Source organism: Mycobacterium sp. IS-2888 (assembly GCF_001954215.1).
Lineage (GTDB): Bacteria > Actinomycetota > Actinomycetes > Mycobacteriales > Mycobacteriaceae > Mycobacterium.
The window spans coordinates 1-758 of record NZ_MBET01000102.1 but is presented as its reverse complement, the minus strand read 5'-3'; the positions used below and the strand labels follow the sequence as shown (position 1 = coordinate 758).

Sequence of the window (758 nt, the reverse complement as noted above, 5' to 3'; positions counted from 1 at the left end):
GTCGTGACGACGTTGATTCCGGCTTCGAGCAGCCGAACATAGTCCGGGATGGCCAGCGCATCGCGCTCGGGACCGCTCGCGGCATACACCACCGCGTCGGGCGCCAGGGCGATCAAGGCGTCGGCATCGTTGGTGGCCGCGATACCCAACGGTTCGATGCCAGCCAATTCCCCGGCGTCCTGGCCGACTTTGTCGGGCGAATGCACCCATACCCCAACGAGTTCCAGGTCGGGCCGGCGGCGGATCGCATCGATGGCGATCGACCCAACTCCCCCCGTCGACCACACAACGGTACGCACGGGGTTCACCTCCCTACTCATGAGCGGCCGCGGCGCGTTCGAGGTATGGCCACGCCACATCGGGCGGCCCGGCCCACTCCGGCGCACGCAGGTCGAACCTAAGCGTGAACATCAACAGCACCATAACCTAAAATTTGTTCGTTAGGATAGTGTGCGCTCTCTTAACAGGAGGTACGAAATGGCAGCTCAGCGCGTAGTGGTCTGGGCGACCGGCGGCATCGGGTCGATCGCGATCCGCACTATCCACCGACGCCCCGATCTGGATCTGGTCGGCGTGTGGGTGCACTCCGCGGAGAAGGTCGGCAGGGACGCCGGCGAACTCGCCAATGGCGAGCCGATCGGCCTCGCCGCCACCAATGACGCGGACGCGCTGATCGCCCTCAAACCCGATTGCGTCATCTACGCGGCCAGCGGTCCCGAGCGCGATGCGCTGGCCATCCCGGACTATGTTCGGCTGCT

General features: G+C 65.4%; 2 pseudogenes. One reads left to right on the top strand and one right to left on the bottom strand.

Annotation, left to right across the window (positions count from 1 at the left end):
- A pseudogene (locus A5745_RS21100) lies at nucleotides 1-320 on the bottom strand (dihydrodipicolinate reductase); the annotation flags it as partial.
- A gap of 157 nt (nucleotides 321-477) precedes the next feature.
- Between A5745_RS21100 and A5745_RS21095 the strand changes: the two are divergent.
- A pseudogene (locus A5745_RS21095) lies at nucleotides 478-758 on the top strand (dihydrodipicolinate reductase); the annotation flags it as partial.